The organism is Microcoleus sp. PH2017_12_PCY_D_A (genome assembly GCF_020738565.1).
GTDB lineage: Bacteria > Cyanobacteriota > Cyanobacteriia > Cyanobacteriales > Microcoleaceae > Microcoleus.
In genome coordinates, this window is the sequence record NZ_JAEQCI010000260.1 from 1 (window position 1) to 2,265 (window position 2,265).

At 49.2% G+C, this 2,265-nt stretch carries 1 protein-coding gene and 1 pseudogene; both read left to right on the forward strand.

Annotation, left to right across the window (positions count from 1 at the left end):
* Positions 1–1,825 (forward strand): annotated as a pseudogene (locus tag JGK39_RS33425) (Ig domain-containing protein group 2 domain-containing protein); the annotation flags it as partial.
* Between the two features lie 19 nt (positions 1,826–1,844).
* Positions 1,845–2,189: a hypothetical protein gene (locus JGK39_RS33430; protein ID WP_293322701.1), complete on the forward strand. Its 345-nt coding sequence runs from the start codon at positions 1,845–1,847 to the stop codon at positions 2,187–2,189.
* Positions 2,190–2,265: the final 76 nt, after the last annotated feature.

Genomic DNA, 2,265 nt, shown 5'->3' on the forward strand with positions numbered 1-2,265 from the left:
GCAACAATTAGGGCAACTAATTTCTAATGTCATATCACGCTATGGGAAACACTTCTCTAATTATAGCTTACTCCGATCCTTTCCTTCAGGGCACTACCGAGTCGTGCAAGGCAGCGACGGCTCAATCGTCATGGTAGCTCCTAGTGCCTTAACCAAGGATACAACAGTCAACCTAACACCCCTTAGCAGCGAAGGCTTGCCACTGTCATTCCCCGACAGCATGGAGTTTGCTGGGGGGTTCAATTTAGAATTGGGCAACACCCCTTTGAAGATACCTGTCCAATTGGCAATTCCAGCCCCAGTTGGTGTGCCAATCGGCACCGAAGTTTTATTTATGCGGAAGGGGTCGCTGCCGGCTGGGGCTGATAGCTGGAACGAAACTTGGCTGATACAGGAATCAGGGGTAGTGGGTGCAGACGGCTTCATCCGCACCACTTCGCCACCTTTTCCAGGCGTGACACAAAGCGGTACTTATACAATTGGATTATTGCCCGCAGGAATGCCATCAGTCAGTTCAATTGTTAAGGCAGGCACAAAAGCAAATGCTGGGACAATTAACCTTTCGAGTAATCTCAACTTTGAGAATAGTTATTTAGGAGCAAAAACGGGTGGAATTGGTGCAGTCTCCGCCACAGAGAATCAATTCGAGGCGACAACATCACTATTAGCTTACTTGGCGCAATCTTCAAACAAGCCCCTGGAAATGATCGGAATTCCCAAAGTTGGGGAAACTGTCGTCACTACCGCTCAGGTACAACTGAATACACAAGGAGTTCCTACAGTCTCAGCATTTCTCTCTGGCCCGGACACTGGGCTAGCAGTTCCCCTCGAACCGCCGTCGCTGGAGTCGGTCCAACTGGAGTTCTCCAACAGCGAACCTGTGATATTCTTAACAGGCAGCAATTTCCTCAATGGACTCAACGGCAATCTGGGTGCGAGTTTCGGGGATTTGAATGTTGACTTTAAGGTGTCCGGTAAGAGTTACTCTGGCACTGTTGTGCCGGGACTCAGTAGTTCACTCGGAGAAAACCGCTATAAGGTGGCGGTCAAAGCTCCTATCAGCGTACCGCTGGGCGAGTCGGAAATAGTGCTGTCACGGCAGCAGAAAGAGCGTTTTGGCCCTGGCCCTCTTGATTCTGATGTGGTCAAGCGTTCCAGTTTTGAAGACCTCCAGCTAAAGCCTGTATTTTCTGATTTGATACTGGTAGCGCAGCGGTCTGCTGACAAAATTAGGGTAATTGACGCTCTCAGTTCAGTTCAGAGTCCGCCGGACCCGCAACAGAAGCCTCCCAAGGATTTGTCGGTGGGGATACCGGGGACAGCGGTAGGGACAACCTTAGACCGTCCGGGATTGTTAGCTGTGACCAGTAATGCGACTCGCGCCTATGTACCTTTGGAGAGGACGGGGCGGGTGGCGATGGTGGATTTGCTGGCGCGGCGTCCGGTTGATGTTGATGCTTCGACACCGGCTGTCGATGATATTATTTTGCCCAGTGGTGCAGAAGTTGTTCGGACTATCTCAGTTAATGCTACGTCAGGACTGCGCCAGATTGCGGTTAGCAGTGATGGGCGCAAGCTGTTTGCTACTGCGGCTGATGGTTATATTTACGCTGTGAATATCGACCCAGAAGACAAACCTAGCGAACCGAATTCTAATCCCCGGAAGTGGTGGGAGCAAATTGGAAAGGTTTTGACTCCTACAGGGGCTTGGGGGTTGGCTGCAACTCCTGACCCGCTGAAAATGGTTTTTACTAATGGTAACCCGAACACAGACGGCAGCGGTTTTGGGGTGCTGAACTGTCTACACGAATTTAACGCTGACTGATAATAGAAATGTGTTTGAGGTGAATGAGGGGGTGGCTGTCACGATGACTAAGGACGGGAAGTATGCGTTTGTGGCGGGTCGTAATAGTAAAAAAATCCTTGAACCTAATGCTAATCCGCTGGCGGGGGGGAATATTGGGATTATTCAATATCCGTTGGGGCCGAATCCGAAATTAGTGGCTGCTACTGAACCGGTGCCGGGGGTTTTAACTAATAATGTGACTCTTTCTGGTGATGGGAAGTATCTGATTGGTTCTTATCCTACTCTAGGTGGTAGTGGAAATGCTTATGTCTTTGATGTGGAGGAAATTATTAAGACTGTTGAAAATCCTGGTGGTAAAGAGGGTCTTCTGGGTTTGCGGTGATAAGAAAAGCTAATTAGAAAAGCAAGCTAATAGTCGATCTCGAAAATTGTCGAAATTAACAAATCCATAGGCTTGA